Origin of the sequence: Paenibacillus glacialis, assembly GCF_001637205.1 — a bacterium.
In the GTDB taxonomy this organism is placed as follows: domain Bacteria; phylum Bacillota; class Bacilli; order Paenibacillales; family Paenibacillaceae; genus Paenibacillus_AQ; species Paenibacillus_AQ glacialis.
In genome coordinates, this window is record NZ_LVJH01000074.1 from 1 (window position 1) to 17,888 (window position 17,888).

Annotated in this window: 14 protein-coding genes; 6 read left to right on the forward strand and 8 right to left on the reverse strand. The window is 42.3% G+C overall.

The window, feature by feature from the left end; genetic code table 11:
• Positions 1 to 215 precede the first annotated feature (215 nt).
• Both PGLA_RS25340 and PGLA_RS28690 read left to right on the forward strand, forming a co-directional pair.
• Positions 216 to 1,595, forward strand: coding sequence for an Ig-like domain-containing protein (locus tag PGLA_RS25340; protein ID WP_068537994.1), 1,380 nt, complete (start codon positions 216 to 218; stop codon positions 1,593 to 1,595).
• A 121-nt stretch (positions 1,596 to 1,716) separates the two neighbouring features.
• The gene (locus PGLA_RS28690) at positions 1,717 to 1,878 is read left to right on the forward strand and encodes a hypothetical protein (RefSeq protein WP_211269627.1); all 162 of its coding nucleotides are present in this window, start codon (positions 1,717 to 1,719) and stop codon (positions 1,876 to 1,878) included.
• 1,240 nt (positions 1,879 to 3,118) lie between these two features.
• On the opposite strand, the gene PGLA_RS25350 is transcribed toward PGLA_RS28690, so the two are convergent.
• Positions 3,119 to 5,746, reverse strand: a complete 2,628-nt coding sequence (locus tag PGLA_RS25350) for an adenosylcobalamin-dependent ribonucleoside-diphosphate reductase (protein ID WP_068537996.1) — start codon at positions 5,744 to 5,746, stop codon at positions 3,119 to 3,121.
• Positions 5,747 to 6,100: 354 nt separating this feature from the next.
• Between PGLA_RS25350 and PGLA_RS25355 the strand changes: the two genes are divergently transcribed.
• The 3 genes from PGLA_RS25355 to PGLA_RS25365 all read left to right on the forward strand — a co-directional run bounded on the left by PGLA_RS25355 (position 6,101) and on the right by PGLA_RS25365 (position 9,902).
• Complete coding sequence (locus PGLA_RS25355) at positions 6,101 to 7,813, forward strand: DEAD/DEAH box helicase (protein WP_068538179.1); 1,713 nt, start codon at positions 6,101 to 6,103, stop codon at positions 7,811 to 7,813.
• A 1-nt stretch (position 7,814) separates the two neighbouring features.
• Positions 7,815 to 8,750 carry a YqhG family protein gene (locus PGLA_RS25360; RefSeq protein WP_068537997.1) on the forward strand — a complete coding sequence of 312 codons (936 nt, stop codon included), beginning with the start codon at positions 7,815 to 7,817 and terminating at the stop codon, positions 8,748 to 8,750.
• 138 nt (positions 8,751 to 8,888) lie between these two features.
• A complete protein-coding gene (locus PGLA_RS25365) occupies positions 8,889 to 9,902 on the forward strand; it encodes a hypothetical protein (protein WP_068537998.1) in 1,014 nt (337 codons plus the stop codon).
• A 103-nt stretch (positions 9,903 to 10,005) separates the two neighbouring features.
• Here PGLA_RS25365 and PGLA_RS25370 read toward each other — a convergent pair whose 3' ends face one another.
• On the reverse strand, positions 10,006 to 10,221 hold the full coding sequence (locus PGLA_RS25370; protein WP_068537999.1) for a YqzE family protein: 216 nt from the start codon (positions 10,219 to 10,221) through the stop codon (positions 10,006 to 10,008).
• 183 nt (positions 10,222 to 10,404) lie between these two features.
• Here PGLA_RS25370 and PGLA_RS25375 point away from each other — a divergent pair, with 183 nt between their 5' ends.
• Positions 10,405 to 11,112 (forward strand): N-acetylmuramoyl-L-alanine amidase, encoded by a 708-nt coding sequence (locus tag PGLA_RS25375; RefSeq protein ID WP_068538000.1) that lies wholly within the window; start codon positions 10,405 to 10,407, stop codon positions 11,110 to 11,112.
• Here the strand turns inward: PGLA_RS25375 and PGLA_RS25380 are convergent.
• The 6 genes from PGLA_RS25380 to PGLA_RS25405 all read right to left on the reverse strand — a co-directional run bounded on the left by PGLA_RS25380 (position 11,087) and on the right by PGLA_RS25405 (position 17,888).
• Positions 11,087 to 11,956, reverse strand: a complete 870-nt coding sequence (locus PGLA_RS25380; RefSeq protein ID WP_068538001.1) for a divergent polysaccharide deacetylase family protein — start codon at positions 11,954 to 11,956, stop codon at positions 11,087 to 11,089. The genes PGLA_RS25375 and PGLA_RS25380 overlap by 26 nt on opposite strands.
• 182 nt (positions 11,957 to 12,138) lie before the next feature.
• Entirely contained in the window at positions 12,139 to 12,426 is a 288-nt protein-coding gene (locus PGLA_RS25385; protein WP_068538002.1) for a transposase, read from the reverse strand.
• 107 nt (positions 12,427 to 12,533) lie between these two features.
• Positions 12,534 to 12,944: a cupin domain-containing protein gene (locus PGLA_RS25390; RefSeq protein ID WP_068538003.1), complete on the reverse strand. Its 411-nt coding sequence runs from the start codon at positions 12,942 to 12,944 to the stop codon at positions 12,534 to 12,536.
• On the reverse strand, positions 12,941 to 13,777 hold the full coding sequence (locus tag PGLA_RS25395; protein WP_068538004.1) for a phosphoenolpyruvate hydrolase family protein: 837 nt from the start codon (positions 13,775 to 13,777) through the stop codon (positions 12,941 to 12,943). Before PGLA_RS25395 ends, PGLA_RS25390 begins: the two co-directional genes overlap by 4 nt.
• Before the next feature lie 133 nt (positions 13,778 to 13,910).
• Positions 13,911 to 15,158 (reverse strand): Tm-1-like ATP-binding domain-containing protein, encoded by a 1,248-nt coding sequence (locus PGLA_RS25400; RefSeq protein ID WP_068538005.1) that lies wholly within the window; start codon positions 15,156 to 15,158, stop codon positions 13,911 to 13,913.
• Between the two features lie 303 nt (positions 15,159 to 15,461).
• On the reverse strand, positions 15,462 to 17,888 hold the full coding sequence (locus tag PGLA_RS25405) for an ABC transporter permease (protein WP_068538006.1): 2,427 nt from the start codon (positions 17,886 to 17,888) through the stop codon (positions 15,462 to 15,464).

Below are 17,888 nucleotides of genomic sequence, written 5' to 3' on the forward strand. Positions count from 1 at the left end.
GTTAATACTTTTGATCATTTTGTTTACGCTAGCCTGCCCGTTAGCGTAATGGTGGGGTTATGTTTAATCTTATTTCAATTATGCTGTCACTTTGCTGCTACGGGTTGATTATTTAAAAGCAACAATTTTTCTCATGAACAGCCGATATAAGAAGTAGCCTGTCCGAATAAGGCATCGAAAATGATATAACCAGGCAGTTGCGAGAGGAGAAACTTATGAAGTTAGTATTTGAATCAGGAAAAGGCCAATTTCGTTTTGGAGTGTTAGTTGTATGTTCTATGCTGATCCTTGCCATATCATGGCCGGCAAGCACACAAGCCAAGAGCAATGTTGCGGCGGCTTCATTTAAATTGATAGCTGCGCCCCAGTCGTTATCTCTCGTCATTGGACAGGAAACCAATCTTCCGAAAGTAAACGCCTTATATAAGGACGGCAAAATCGAGGACGTGACTGGATCCATCACGTGGCAGTCCAGTTCGGATACGTTGATTATCAACGGCGACAAGGTGAGCGGCAAATATGGAGCCACAGCAAAGCTGAAAGGTTCATACAATAATCAGACGGTTACCGTTCCCGTTCAGATCCAAGAGGATTTCGTGAGATATGAAACGGAGCCATCTTCCGTCACGTTAAGTGCAGGTTCCTCTAAGCCGATTAAAGTAACAGGTTATTACGCAAGTGGAAAAAAAGTATCGCTCACAACGAAAATAAAGTGGAGTTCTAGGAATGATCAAGTTGCGAAGGTTAGCGGCACGACGATAAAGGGAATAGCGGAAGGCAGTACGATCGTTACAGGCGTTATGGGCGAGAAAAAGTTCGAATTTCCCGTGCAAATTACGCCGAAGATTTTGAAACTAACCGTAACCCCTGCGAAGCTGGTTCTGACGCCCGGCAAGTCGGCCACATATTCCGTTCAAGCAATTTATGAAGGTGGGCGCACGGTAGATGTCTCCTCCCAGGTGACGGCGAAAGTAGACGGCAAGGGCATTCAAGAGAGCAACCGCACAGTAACGGCGACGGGGCAGTCACAGGGGCGGGCCAGCGTAAAACTGTATTATGGAGGAAAAGGCGTGTCACTTCCAGTCACCATACAGGAGAGTTTGGTGAGCATCGAAGTGCAGCCTGCCTCTCTCGTGATGGAAGCCGGTTCCTCTAAGACCATCAAAGTGATCGGCACCTATTCCAGCGGTAAAAAGGTATCGTTTGCAAGCAAGGTGACATGGTCATCTGGAAACGTGCAAATCGCCAAAGCCACAGGAGAAAGGGTAAAGGGACTGACCGAAGGTACGACGAATATCGTCGGCAGTTACGGTGACCGCACATTTGAAATCCCGGTTCAGGTCACGCCTAAGCTGCAGAGGCTAACGGTCACGGCATCCCAATCAAAGCTTGGTCTAAATCAAACGACGACTTATCAAGTACTGGTTGTGTTCAGCAATGGGAACAGCACCGATGTAACGTCGCTCGCAAAGTCCAAGTCGAATGGTAAGGCGACCGCCAATCAGGGCACGATTACGGCGGTGAGCAAAGGCAAGGCCGTCATCACGTTTACCTATGGCGGCAAAAATGTATCTCTGCGGATAACGATAGAGTAGCAGATATCAAGCAAATGGATCGCCCTAGTGCCATAGCGTGCTAGGGTTTTTCTCGTGTTAACGAGGTGTTCAGGCGGGAAATCCCCGAAGGATGATCCCGAGCATGTAAAAAATTAGTGAGATGGCATCCAACTTGTGTATAATGGATGTGAATATCGTCATATTTCTCACATGCACAGGAGGCTACACAACTTATGAAGATCATACCTTTACAACAACGCGGTATCGCTGCAAGCCGAGTGATTATGGGATGCATGCCGTTCGGTGGCGGATGGAACCGTGACCCACAGTCACGGGAAAATAAAGTCTTAGACTGCCGCTATTTTATTTAGCTATCGTGTCCCGTTAGCGTAACGAACAAGCATGTCATACTGGTTAAGCTTATCCTCTGAATAAGATAATGACCGTACCGAATAGTGATTTTGAATACACTTATATCCACCTTTGAAACGATTTATTGACCATCTTTACATTGTTCATTTCTGCCCAACTCTTTAAATCCAAGATACCTTTATCTTCATCCTTTGAATACCTAAATGCCATATTCAATGGGACGATCTTCCTCCTGTAAGGTAATATCCCAATGAGTGGTTTAAAGTACCCCTGAGTCATGATCACTTTAATATCCCTTGAATTAATTATATTCCCATTTAATATGATTTGCTCATTGGATAGGCATAACTCGGTTGGTTTCTTATAAAATGTTCTGTACAATGCGAATAACAGTACAAATAAACACATAAGAACCGGTATTAACGAAGGGTATCTTATCCCCCTATGGTCCGATAATCTCAATAAAAGAATAGAATGATTCGATATAATACATATCATGATTATAATGGTTCTAATACTTGATGGACTCTTAACTAGATGCTTTATTTCCCCCAACATTATCACCCCCTGTTCAAATTCCTTACCTTATAATAACATATATTGGAACTATCCTGCCAGTTAGTTTAATGAAGCATAGTCAGTCTACAACTTTATCTTTCGGATTAACACTTTATTTCCCCAGAACGTTTATGACCTACTTACTCCACTTAACTGCCCATTACTCTAACAACAAAAAAAGAGACATGACAAAGCATGCTCCTCAAAAATTGTGTCCCGTGATCTTAATAATGCATCCGATCTAATGTATGCAATAACATAAAAGACCTTGCTCGCACTAACACCGACAAGGTCCTTTATGTATTTCCTAAAAACGGCTCTTTATATCAGTAATTGAATCTTAATGGAGATTATATTGATTTTAGAAACGATATAGGCTTCCTTAGCTATATGCCATCGGACCTTTAAGTCTTGAAACAATTACACCTATAGAACATTAGATCCGTAGGCTCAACCACTCGTATTTTTATCGTAATTTATGAATAATTATTCATTAGTGTATTTTTATACAATAAAATGTATGAGGTTAGCTTTTCTCAATTTATGTGATCCACTTTTCGCAACTTTTGTAGATTTTTTCGCAGCTTTCACGATCCATCACAAGCAGCTTTCGCGTTCCACCGCACCGGTACTTACGAACACTTACTATACCCACAATTACTACACGTCTTACATCCTTCGATGTTAATCAATGAAGCTGTACCACACCCTGGACACAGGTCACGAGACGTTTCTTTAGAAACATGTTTATGACCATTATTGCCAATGCCTTGACTCACGATAGCTTCTGTCTCACGCGTCGCAGCAACAGGTGCTGGATCGTGGTCATGGTCTCTACCAAATCCACTTTGCACATGGGATTCTAGAGCTTTCGCTACTGCATCTGCAATGGATTCTACACGATTTACGCCGAAGCCAATCGCGCCGGAGCCACCGATACCTTTGAGATGCTTAATTAAAAGTTCAACCTTATGACCGTGGTCTCCATAACGAAGGAACAGAGAACATACGCGACCCAAGGCCTCTGCCATAGCGAATACATCGGAACCAGCCTTCCCTACATTCAGGAAGATTTCACTAGGAATCCCATCAAGATCATTTATGGTAATATACGCCATTCCGAATGGGGTATTGATCTTGTACGTTGCGCCGCGTAGAACTTGTGGACGACTCTTATACTGTTTGTCTACGACTTTGCTACCTTGTGGTTCAACAACGGTAAGGTTACCACTTAGCGATTCTAGAGCTGCTTCATCACCTGCGAAATGATCGGCTACTTGTTGTTCTACTTCCTCTTCTAGTGCCGCAACATCTTCAGCTTCTTCCTTCTTACCTGTATTCAATACTTGTACATCACGACTACCATCACGGTAGATCGTTACGCCTTTACAACCAAGATCGAATGCCATTTCATAGAGCTCTGCTGTTTCTTCTACTGTAAAGTCAGAAGGACAATTCGCTGTCTTCGAAATGGAGCTATCTACCCAACGTTGAATCGCTGCTTGTACACGAATATGATCTTTCGCAGACAGATCCATCGCAGTCACGAAGTAATCTGGCAATGGCTGACCAGGGTGTGCTTCTAGCCATTCCTGAGCAATCGGTACGAATTGTTCATCATACCCTAGACGACTTTGACGGAAGTATTTGAACGCAAAGTAAGGTTCAATTCCTGTCGAAGTCCCAACCATCGTACCCGTACTACCTGTAGGCGCTTGGGTAATTACAGTAACGTTACGCATTCCCTTATCTTTAATAGCTTCTCCCACTTCTGGGAACTCATCTGTCATGTTCCGCATAAATCCACTCTGCAAGTATTTCTCAGCATCGAATGCTGGGAAGGAACCTTTCTCACTGGCGATATCTGCTGATGCCAAATAAGATTCACGTGCAATAAAAGCATATATTTTATCTAGAAATTCTAATGACTCTGGACTACCATAACGGATGTTCAACTTAATCATTAGCTCCGCAAGCCCCATTGTGCCGAGACCTACACGACGTTCGTTCTTCTGGTTCTTCTCATTCTCTTCAAAGTGATAAGGTGTCTTACTAATGACATTATCCAAGAATCGTACCGAATAGTGAGTCGTTGTAGCTAGATCATCCCAATTCACATCATGATTCTCTTCATCATAGAACTTCGATAAATTAATCGCCGATAAATTACATACACCCCAAGCTGGTAAACCTTGTTCCCCACAAGGGTTCGTACAAATGATCGGGTTGAAATACCAGCTGTTAGACATATCATTGTAATGTTCCATGAAGACAATACCAGGTTCAGCGGATTTCCAAGCTGCCTCAATAATCGTATTCCAAATTTCACGTGCTTTTACTGTGCGATAAGGAATCACCGCGTGCCCAGACTGCTTCCATTTCTCTAGATCGCCATCCCATAACTCATCGTACTCAGGATCTGTTGTATCTGGGAATACCAATTCCCAATCTAAATCTTCCTTAACAGCCTTCATGAACCCGTTACTTATACACACCGAAAGATTAGCATTCGTCACTTGTCCCATGGTCTGCTTCACTGTAATGAAATCAAGCACATCGGGGTGCCAATCGTTGATCATCAACATTAGAGCACCACGTCGGCTGCCGCCTTGTTCGATTAGACCTGTTGTATAGCTGAATAATCCACCCCACGACACCGCACCACTTGAAGATCCATTGACTCCCTTGACAATCGATCTATGCGGACGAAGAGATGATAAGTTAATCCCAACGCCACCACCACGCGCCATAATCTCCGTCATTTCGGTCAATGTGTTCATAATGCCACCACGGCTATCTTTAGGTGAAGGAATAACATAACAATTAAATAAGGTCAGTTCTTCACTCGCACCAGCACCAGCAGCGATCCGCCCCCCGGGAACAAGCTTCCAATCATCCAATAAATAACGGAATTTGTCTTGCCATTCAGATTGAAGTTCAGGAGTAGCTTCTACGGAGGACATCGCTTTTGCTAAACGGTCCCACATCTCCTCAGGGGTTTTCTCAATATTTAATGTAAGTCGCTCAATATCAGATTCAACAAGCTCCCCACTACGTGTCATAACTGTTACAATTCTACCCTCACGTTTGACTATTTCCCCTACCTCTTTCGTAGGGAACTTAGGATCGTCCTTCGTTAGAACGAGGACTACATCGCCAACCTTGGCATGATTACTATCCGCATCTTTCCAAGCATATCTATCCAGAAATATTTTTTCACTTAAACCAACTAATCGGCTTGTACGTTGCAAATCACTCAAAAAAACACCCTCCTAGTATACTACTTCAAGAATTTAAAACCCATTTCCTAAAAACCGAAATACCCTATATATTGTGCTTACGAAAGTATACTACACTGTATCTTGTAATTCCATGTCGCTTCCGTGAAATTTAAGGCAAGAAAGCTCTTCCTTGTTAGACAACCTTTATTTATCTCCAATAATCTCTTTCTTTCAACCCCCGACTTTGAAAAAAATCTGAAAATCACTCATATACATCTAAAAGTGACAATCCAATGGCTTCTATAGTTATGAACTCTGCTACTTACGTGCATACTATTGTTTACACGATTCTAAAAGGAGGGCTGAACCTTGGATACTCCATTCAGTGAACATATGACAACAACGCAAAGCCTACCTGTTCCACTAGTCATAGACCAGAGCTGGCTTGAAAACTTAGAGAGTCGCCTTGATAAAGGGGGCCCTTGGGGAGATTGGCGATTGTTCCAACTGGCCGTACAAGGGGAAGAATCTCGTTTGGTTACAAGTTTTGATGAATTACAGTGTGTAAAATATATTCAGGATCTAACCCCGCTTCCTCATCAAATAGATACCGCTCGCAAAGTTCTATTTGAGATGTCTGGAAGAGCTATTTTGGCAGATGAGGTGGGTCTTGGTAAGACGATTGAAGCTGGACTCATTCTTAAAGAATATATCATTCGAGGACTTGTCTCTAAAGTACTTATTCTCGTTCCTGCGTCTTTGGTTCTTCAGTGGGTTCGTGAGCTAAATAGTAAATTCGGTATTTCAGCCGTTGCTCAGAAAAAAGCCTACTCATGGAGTTCAGATATCGTTGTTGCATCGATAGATACAGCGAAGAGAGATCCTCATAAGGAAATTTTGTTGGACCAAGAATACGACATGCTCATTATTGATGAGGCACATAAACTAAAAAACAAGAAAACATCAAATTATCAGTTCATTCAGAAGCTTCGCAAGAAATATTGCCTGCTTCTCACTGCAACACCCGTGCAGAATGATCTTGGTGAACTATTCAATCTAATTACGCTACTTAAGCCTGGACAGCTCGGTAAGCAAGGGGAATTCTCCTCAAACTTTGTAGTAGATAAACGTATAGCTAAGAATGAAGGGCAATTAAAGGACGAACTATCGAAGGTTATGATCCGAAATCGTCGTGGCGAAGGACCTACCATTTTTACAAAAAGAACGGTTCGTAATGTAAATCTGCAACTATCTCCTGAAGAACAAGCGCTATACGACGGTGTAACCTCTTATGTCAAAGATCAGTATCACGCAGCCGGAGGCAATCTTAGCAGTATGCTATCGTTGGTAACCCTTCAACGCGAAGTCTGTAGTAGCCGTGACGCTGTATTCGTGACGTTGGTCAATCTGACGAAGAAAATGGCTGAGGATTCTCCTCAACGGGCGAAGATTTGGGACCTTGTCTATATGATCAAAGAAATCAATGCCAATACCAAAGCTGAGAAAACGATTGAACTCATTCGTGAAATGAATGAAAAAGTCATCGTATTTACAGAATACCGTGCCACACAAGAATATTTATTACAGTACTTCCGTGCAAATGACATCTCTTGCGTACCCTATCGTGGAGGGATGAATCGAGGCAAGAAAGATTGGATGATGGATTTGTTTCGTGGTCGCATGCAAGTCATGATTGCTACGGAAGCAGGCGGCGAGGGTATTAATCTTCAATTCTGCCATAACATGATCAACTTCGACCTACCATGGAACCCCATGCGTGTAGAACAACGAATTGGAAGAATCCATCGTTTGGGCCAAAAGAATGATGTGAAGATATACAATTTATCCACCATAGGAACGATTGAAGAACATATTCTGAATCTGCTACATGAAAAAATAAATATGTTCGAGATGGTCATTGGCGGCTTGGATGTCATATTAGAACGTTTCGAAAAAAAAGAATCCTTCGAAAAAAGTTTATATAAAATCGTATTAGAGTCACAGTCGGATGAGGAAATTCGTCAGAAAGTTAACTCACTTGGACAATCATTAGATGAAGTAATGAGACAAGTAGAAGATGAAGTCGTTAGAGAGGAAGAAGCATGATATGAATATGTCCGCAGATCAAGTACAACAACATGTCATGACTTATTTGGAGGTCACCGACTGTCAAGTTATCGAGAAATCTCCCTTTCATGTTACCGTGAAGCTTTCACCACAAGCAGATAAGCAGTTAACGAATCGTCCCTATTATTGGGGATTTGTCGAACGAACGGGTGTCGATCCTGAGACCCTCTCCTATACCTTTGTATTTGATCCTGAACGTTACACGGTTCAAGATGTTCCGGCTGCCCCTGCTCCAAATGGAGCTCCTCAGGACGGCATTCTGTCACGGTATTTCGGGGTGGCACCTGTGGTTCCTCGCATAGGTCCGGGACGTATTCAACGTGAAGATGTGAATTATGGCAGTCGGAGACTCCAACAAATCTGGGACGTTGCTCGCCAAGAGGGGTCCTATGTCTATTTATTTGAGCAGCCTGGAGACTTACAGCGCCGAGCTTTATTCTCAGCCGCCTATGAACCTTGGCTTTCCGTCTGCTTCAAAGTAGAAATGACCTGCGATGTGAAGAAAGAACAACTTCATTTCATGGGAATTTCATTATTGAGTGGTCATATTACAGATGACTTTCGTGAATTATTGGTCGGGAAAACATTGAGTCCTAGACTTCCAGAGAATGTCCATATTAACCCAGCAGAATTATCAATAAGAATAGCTGCTGATCTCTTACAATCACATCTAACGTCTATGCTCAGCCATATTGACTACAAATGGGCAGATCAGGCACAGGAGCGTTTGAAAGACGAGCTTGCGATCATCGATGCCTATTATGAGAACATGATGAATGAGCCAGAAGAAGAGAAGAACGACCTTATTCGTGAACAATACAATCGTAGACGCAGTGAAATGACATGGCAATATGAGCCTAAAGTGAATGTGTCCGCCATAACCTGCGGTCTATTTCACCTGAGACCAATCCAATAGAGGTAGTATGACCTTCATCGCTAAAAGAGTGCAAAAAAAGACCTTCATATAAGTTGGTCCTCATGACAGTTTGTAACACCCTTTTCAATGCTTGTCCGTTACACTGGGATAAGTTCACAATACAGAAAGGTGGATTGTATGAAATCCTTGCCTTCAGCATCCAAGTTATTAGTTGTCCTAATCAGTTTACATTTATTAATGCCAGCAGTTCATACATCGTCTCCTGTATCCGCTGAGGGTGTTACAACAGCTGTTCTAATGAATGATAATCGATCCGAGGATTGGGCTCTTACGATGGATAAGAGTATAAGCCCTGCTCCTTCCTCCTTAAAGACTTTTTCTGAGGCTGTTGTGAAACAGCTCTCCGAACAAAAAGTATTTAGTTCTTGGACCCACTCTGAGCTTCAATATTTCCCGCTCGGTCCTGGGACGCATAGCTGGCTCGTAATGGTATCTCAGGATCAGAAGGAGCTTGGCTATCTTATTTTTACAGCAAAAAACACAAACACACAAGAATATATACTTAGCGAATATGGGACTTCCCCCTCCGTACCCTATGATTTAATGGCTCTGCACCAGACCTTGGCAGAGTTAGACATGATCTCTACATCTTCTTCTAAACATGCGCATCCCACGAATATAGAACCTCTATATGCACCTCTCCTGCCCTTATGGAAAGTATCATTTGGTCATCAGGAGACCTTGTATCTCAATGCGCTAACGATGGATGTTCTCCCTTGGGACGAGTCCCACTTAAAGAAACTCAATCAACAGACCACTGAACTTACTGATGCCCGCTTTTCTTCAAAGGATGACTCTTTCACTTCCTCACAAGTTGTATCACGCAAAGGCCAGAAAGACCCCTTAGATAATCTCATGTGGATCACAACAACACCATTATCTGTGTTTTCAGATTTAGATTTTGAGTCCTACATCAATAAACATCATTCCTTAATCTTCACTTCACCGAATCGCAATGATGATGTTGGGGGACCTTTTGCAATATCTGGTTTTCAGAAGTGGAATTCAAGTCAAGGGGAAACACATCCAATGGTTTACGCTGGTACGGGCCTCACTGGACACCGATATGTCCCTTTTTCCATCTTACTTAATAAAGGTGAATTTCATGCTTTTCCTACTGTAGCAAAATAACATCCATAGATACACGAATGGGGCTGATCCATTAGGTCTGTAACTTGACCTGATGGATCAGCCCCTTTGATTGGTTCTCTCACATTCATGTCTCTAATTTGCTCTAATTCACATGTTCTTTCAGGTTCGGATCTTCCCATTGAACCTCACGTGAGGTTCGTGTATTGCTTCTCCACAAACTCAGACTAATCGGAATCATACCGAACCATTTCGTAGACCATGGTTCTTTGAACCCCGTATGACGTTCCTGCCGCGGTGTTTCAATGTATGTCACCACTTGTTCTGTAATGTATTTCACTAATTTCAGTTCGTCTCCCATGACCGTCCATCTCCTTTTTTAATTTGAGATCAGTTATGTCTTTCTATATCTAGGTTGCGCAATTTACAGCAAAATTAAACTTCTGAACGGATGTATGAATCATTTTCCGATTTTTGCACATTCTAACATTCAGTTGCTTCAACACAATAAACGATAAATGACATAGGGAGGCACATTGCTTTCATGATTACGAAACCTTGGAAGAAATATTTACTAGTCCTAATATTAGCGCTCGGATCCTTTTGCAGTCCTCACATCAATTCAAGTCCTGTATTCGCAGACCCTATAGATTCAGAACACCCAGCCTTTCCTAAAGAAATCCTTCTCATTGACGCTGGTCATGGTGGAATTGACGGTGGAACATCTTTTCAAGAAATCCTCGAGAAAGATATCAATCTAATTATCGCCAGGAAAGTATTCCTACTCCTTAGAAGCAAAGGCTTTGAAGCTGTATTGAATCGTTCAGGTGATTATGCGCTCAGTGATGATAATCATTGGCTGAACAATTCTTCACGCCATACACGTGATCTGGCACAACGTAAGGAGTTAAGTCGTACCATTCCCACGAAGGTTGTAGTAAGCCTACATGTGAATTGGGGAAAGAGAACCAGCAATCAAGGAGCTCTCGTGCTATACCAGAATGAAGGACGTAGTTTCCTTCTTGCCAATGAGATTCAAGCGCAATTAAATCCTTTGTATGCTACCCAACATCAGCCGGTATATGGTAAACCATATTATATTCTCAACTATGTTAAAGATCCGGCTGTTATTGTGGAGATGGGCTTCCTAAGTAATGCAGAAGACCGGGCCATGTTGTGTAATCCTCGTAAGCAACTCGCGATAGCAGAAGCCATCGTGGTAGGTATTATCGGTTATTTGACGGTAACATAGGGGGAGGATTCCAACCCCATTCTTCTCTCACAAGATCACTTATTCCAACGAATTCCACACTCGACTGCATTTGTGGAATTCGAGTTCTGAGTGTCTCTGCTGTTTTCTTACCTGCTGCACTTACATGACCGATCGTGACACAATATCGATTCTTAGTTGCATACAGTTCTACCTCTTGTAATTGCTTGCTGATGTGACTGGTCGTGTGCGCATCATCTAAGAAAATATGATTCGTTACAGGAGGCATGCCCTTTTGAATTGCAAGTTGACCTACGATAGAATGATAATTAGTCTTGCTATCCACAAAAAATAATCCTCTTTCCTCACATATCGCAAGCACGATAGACATAATTCTTTTGTCGCCTGTTATTTTGGAACCCATATGATTATTCATCCCAATCGCATAAGGAATATCATCAATAGCAGCTTCCACTTTCTTGCGGACTTCCGAATCACTAAGGTCAGATGTGATGGCCCCAGGGCCAAGCCAATTGGATTTACCCGTCTTTGCCTCCATCGGCATATGAACAATCACATCATACCCCCGCTTATGAGCTAGCTCTGCATCGCGATGACTTGTAGGCAAGAATGGCATAATCGCGACTGTTAATTTAACTGGCATTTGGAACATCTCTTCCGTCCCCTTTTGCCCGTTACCAAAGTCATCAATGATTACAACCACTTTAGGTTTACCTTGCGATGATGAATCTGCGTCTACTCTCGAAGCGTCCGCATATCCTAAGTTCATGTTATAGAGCATGCTCAGACCAAGACAACCAACTGCCAATATGCGAAACTTCAGAAGATGACTACCTCTAAACCAACGACTAAATATGGTACTCATAACGATCATCCTTTCTCACTTCTGCTTTCATTGTTTGAGTAAGAGGGACTAAATATGTATGAGCACGACAAAAAAGACATGAGCGTGATGCTCCCTGTCTTGTAGTTTTCCTGTTTTTCCCTTCACATTCCTGAACATCATATATTTGATATCCGCTACAACATAACGTATCCCACTTTTGATTACAATTCTTTCACAGCGACCAACATCAATCTGTAAAGAAAATACACGCCAAGGTAAGCTCCCGTTATTAGAAACAGTGGATTCAAAAAAATAGCATGAATGTTCGTCATAAACACTGTATTATCTTTGATTATTTCATAAATCGCTAGCGCAGCAATATCACCAAATATAAAGGCACACAGCACAGATGCGACGTTGAAAAATATCCGCCACTTCATCCATATCTCTTGGATCACCAACATCGCAATGGGTACGACAATACTGCCCAGAATGATAATTAACTTCATAAAGGTTCACCTCATTATCATTCTTGACGTAATTTGGTGGATCAATACTGAGAGGGCGCGATGAATTTAATATCATGATAATGAAGTGGATATATATTCCCTTTCATTTATGACCGCGTATAATCTTGAATTTGACCAGGGGAAAGCTCCTTGAAATCTGGTAACCCGGTCAGCCCTTTCTCTGCTCCACCTGGATTGTAGAAGGCCAACAATCTCAGTGGCTCCCATCCATTATTGTGAGTCGAGTGAAAAGCGGCTGTAGGAATATGAATGATATCTCCTGCTTTTACGGGAAAAGGAGCGTCATCGTTGAGCGTCTGTATACCATCACCGGAAAGAACATAAAGGATCTCTTCGGACTCCGGATGATTATGGCGATCATGACCCTTGCCTGGCAACAATACAACCTCTCCAAACGTCACTGATGCACCTTCCGTGCGGTCAGGAGTTACGAACCACTTAATCAGACCCCAATCAAAAGAATGTGTTGGAATTGTATTTTTATCAATATTTGTCATGTGTGATTCCCTCCAATAATGGATTTGAATGTGACCATATTTGAGGTCATTGCAATCTCCGTCGGAAGGCGCTCCATACTCGATGCTCCGAAGAAACCCACAACGCCACTTGTATGCTTAAGTACGTAGGCTGCATCCTCTGCCGTAGCAATCGGACCCCCATGACAGAGGACGATGATATCTGGATTTACCGATGTCGCTACGTCATGCATAGCCTGTACACGTTGGGCTGCTTCTTCCAGTGTAATCGCCGTTTGTGCTCCAATCGTTCCGTTGGTGGTAAGCCCCATATGCGGCACGAGGATATCAGCTCCTGCTTCAGCCATTTGGATAGCCTGTGTTTCGTCAAATACATACGGTGCTGTCAGTAGATCCATTTCGTGAGCTAGCCGAATCATTTCGACTTCCAAGTCGAAACCCATGCCCGTTTCCTCCAAGTTGGCGCGGAACACACCATCAATGAGTCCCACTGTCGGGAAGTTCTGTACCCCTGCGAAACCCATTTCCTTGATTTGCTTCAAGAATACGGACATGCTTCGGAAAGGGTCTGTTCCGCATACGCCTGCCAACACAGGTGTCTTCTCAACAATAGGAAGAACCTCACTTGCCATGTCTACAACGATCGCATTCGCATCCCCATAAGGCATAAGTCCAGCAAGAGAACCTCTCCCTGCCATTCTGTAACGACCCGAGTTATAAATAATGATAAGATCCGCACCCCCGGCTTCAGCGCATTTCGCCGAAAGACCGGTTCCAGCACCAGATCCGATAATGGGACAACCTGCTGCAATTTCATTACGCATACGTTCAAGTGATTCTTGTCGAGTAACCATGTGATTCCTATCCCCCCTTGATCAATACACAATTAGTCTATCTTCTTTACACCTTTATCGGTTGACCTCCTAGCCATGACCGTCCAACGTTAGTTTAACGATCCCATCTTTTGTATTTTCTAAATCTCAATAGCTATTGCTGGGACTTTGTTTGGTAAAGCTCATGTAATCGATCAGCCATGGCTTCTGCAAATTGGGGATTATTTATATCGGCATCCACTTGAATGATTTCCACAACATTCTGATCAAGATGTTCCTTTAATGCATCGATTAGAGCATGATCAGCTTCCACATCATAGAAAAGTTGCCCTTCTGTTGCGATCAAAGAGAACCCCTTGAGTGGAATAAAAAGTGTAGTTGGACCCTTCGAAGCATTAAGTTTACGCGCGATGCTTCGACCTAATTCCGCGCACTCATCAGGCGTTATACGCATTAAAGTAATCGTTTCGTTATGTTTATAGAGCAGTCTATCTTTAAACTTCGGCGGTACCGTCTCCATTGGTCCGAAATTGACCATATCAAGCGCACCAAGCGAAACGACTTGTGGAATACCCGCTTCACCTGCTGAGCGTAGACGATCTGGCCCTGCGGAAAGCACGCCACCAACAAGCTCATCGGCCAATTCCGTCGTAGTCACATCCAGCGTTGCCGTGATGAACCCATCCTTGATCAAAGACTCCATAGACTGACCACCGGTACCGGTAGCATGAAAGACCAGAACCTCATACCCAAGTTGTTCAAGTCTTTCTCGTGCCACATTTACGGAAGGCGTCGTAACTCCAAACATGGTAGCACCGATAAGTGGCTTTCTACTTGTCAACGTCGGTACTGCCATCTTAACCATTCCCGATATCGCTCCAGCTGCATTGGTTAGAATTGTGGCTGACAACCGGTTGATTCCAGCAATGTCCACAACGGAATACATCATCGTAATATCGGTCGAACCTACATATGGACGGGTCTCGCCTGAAGCCATCGTCGATACCATCAGCTTGGGCAAACCTATTGGCAATGCTCGCATGACCTGTGTGACGAGCGCAGTACCGCCTGAGCCCCCGAGCCCCATAATTCCATCCATTCGACCCTCTTTATACAATTGTTGAACAATAATTCCGGATCCTCGCGCCATTGTCGTGATGGAGGCTCCTCGATCACCGGAGGCAATCAATTCCGATATGCTGGTGCCCGCAGCCTCAGCAACATCATGATGAGAGAAATCCGTTGTTATATGCGCTTCTCCCAACACTCCAGAGTCAACAAGAATGGTATCGACCCCGCTCTCCTGCAGACGCTCTCTGATATAATCATATTCCGTTCCTTTCGTGTCAAACGTACCGAGTAACACGATCGTAGGTTTTGTCTGGAAGTCCACATTTTCCATTTAGGATTCACTCCTGTTTCTCTTTTACTTAGGCACTCCTGTTGAACAGCCATGCACGGATGTAAGCACTTTCAAATATTGATGTCTTTAAAAAATAATCATTCAAGGATAAGAATCTGAACTCTATTAATTACTATATTGTTCTATGATTCCTAATATTCCATTTATACTGATATTTGAAGTATCTATGCACGATATCCCTTTACAGTACAAAGTATGGGAGTTTCCCTGCTAAAAACAAAAGTGCACCCCAGCAATCTAAGGGTGCACTTCCATTGAAATCTGACATTGGATAAGTTCCTGTTACTCAATCACGAGTATCTGTGGAGATGTTGTTGCTACTACTCTTGAGGAAGCCCAAGATCCAAGCCCTGCTGAAATCACAGTCACACAAGCCAAGGCAATGATCCCTTCCCAATTCAGTACCAAAGGTAATTCAGCTATGCCGTAACCAGTGAGAATACTTCCTAGTATCATAGGCAGAATATACACTCCCACAAACATACCTATGACAGCTCCGATCGTAGAAAGAACTACGATCCCCAGCGTAATAGACCATCTGATTTTAGTTGAAGTCAGTCCTATGGATTTATATATGCCGTAGGTTTTACTTTCTTTTCTGATATTAATACGACTAATACTGTATACGATAATCATTGTTACCCCAGTGAATAACAAACCCATGATACTCATTGGCAGAATTAAAGATGCAACTGCTTGTTTTACACTGCTATCCAATAACGTTTGCATCGATACTGCTAATACCGAGTCCTTATACTTCACATTCATTTCATTAACTACACGATCAGTATCTCGAATATCTTTCAATTTAATAAAAACTCCAAAATAATCGTTATAATCAGGACGATTCACCTTCACTGCATCAACCGTAATTCTTGCTGAAAGAGACTTATTAGCAATCGATTGGTATATTCCGGTAATCGTAAGCTTATGTTTGTAGCCTTCTATATAGGCTTCTACAATATCCCCTACATCTTTGTTCAGTTGTTTAGCTACCTTAATTCCAATTGAGATTTCATTTTTATAACGGGGATTCTCCCCTCTTAATGTGGTATAACCCGTCTCATCATAACTTCCATCCATAACATGTAGATTCAGATTCATGGGTTGGGACGTTAATTGATCAGAATTCAAGCTCTTTTCTGAGGAGAGAATTCCACTTACAGCCCCCAACCATCCTATACTTTTAATCCTCGAGTCAGATAATATCGCATTATCAAACTCTTCTCGATCAAACACTGATGTATTAAGTACACTTAATGAAATGTCAGATGAGTCATATCCCCACGAGGCTGATGTTTCCTTCATAGAACTGATACTATTTATTAGAATAAATCCCAGAACGAGCACTGCTGAAAGGGTACTGGCTAGAAGCGTCATTAGAATGGACGCTTTCCTATTCTTCAACATATTCCTAAACCCAATAACGACAAGGAGCGGCGCTCTATCGAAAGAATTTCTATGATTTTCTTTCGCAGCGAATCGTTTCGTCATTGTGCTATTGTCACTTTCAGACATGCCATATCGAATGGCTTGCATAGGCTCTACAAGTCGAGCTTTATTAGCATATAAAAACACACACAATACAACAACTATAAACACAATAACTCCAACAGATAAGGAAATAAGATTACCTTCCAAACTGACTTGATTCGCTGCAGTCTTCAGGGACGAAAGTGTACTTTCTATAATAACGTTAGATATGAATTGACTAGCTATTAACCCAGGAATAATCGTGACTATAGCAAGCAATACATATTGAGCTAAATAGACTCCTATCAACCGCCTTGAGGATAACCCTAATGCTTTAATCACACCAATCGTTTTATAATTGGATAAGATATCATCTGAAATCGTAAATCCAATTGTAAATAACGCCACAAGTATCATCACGATGCCTAAAAAAATCATAATAAATCCAATTATTTTATTCATAATCAGATAAAAAGCAGACATTTCGTCAAAATTAGTTTTTATATCAAGATAAGGTGTACCCATGTCATTCTCAAATTGCTCCCAATACCTTGGACTCTGACTATAATCATCAAATCTAAGCCCCATCATATACTTATCTTTACCCTGTATAGCATGAAGTTGTTCATTGTAGTCCTGATGATTCATCCATATACGTGCATTTGTGGGAAATGGACCACCATAAGGGATATCCACAATAACAGCAGATACTTTCAATTCGAAGTTTTTCTCACCTGCTGTAAATTCAAGTGTATCTCCCACTGAGATATCATACAAATAGGCAATGGCTGAGGGAACCCATACATTCCCTTTATCTGGATTCGAACTCTCAATCCCTTCTGCAAACATAAGCTCATCCACTGCATAAGGACGCGGAGATGTATCCATCATATATACACTTTTGGATGAGAGCCCTACTGATGATTTTTCTCCCTGATGCTTGGTAATTCCAGCTAAAATTTTAAACGGAATCAATTCTGATGTTGTTACCCCTGTTTGTTCACTCCACCATTGATGTACCTTTTGAGGATCATGTAGCTCATCTCCTAACTCCAACATCTCATGAGAGCCATGTGTTTTATTGTGCATGTCGGTAAACAAATTATTAGTATTCAATATAACGGTTACCGAGGTAGCTAGGAGCAATGTCGATAAGAGGATAAGTAACCCAATCAGTCCATTGTGTACCTTCTTTTTTCTTAGATTAGCAATACAAAGAGAGTAAACTGCATACAT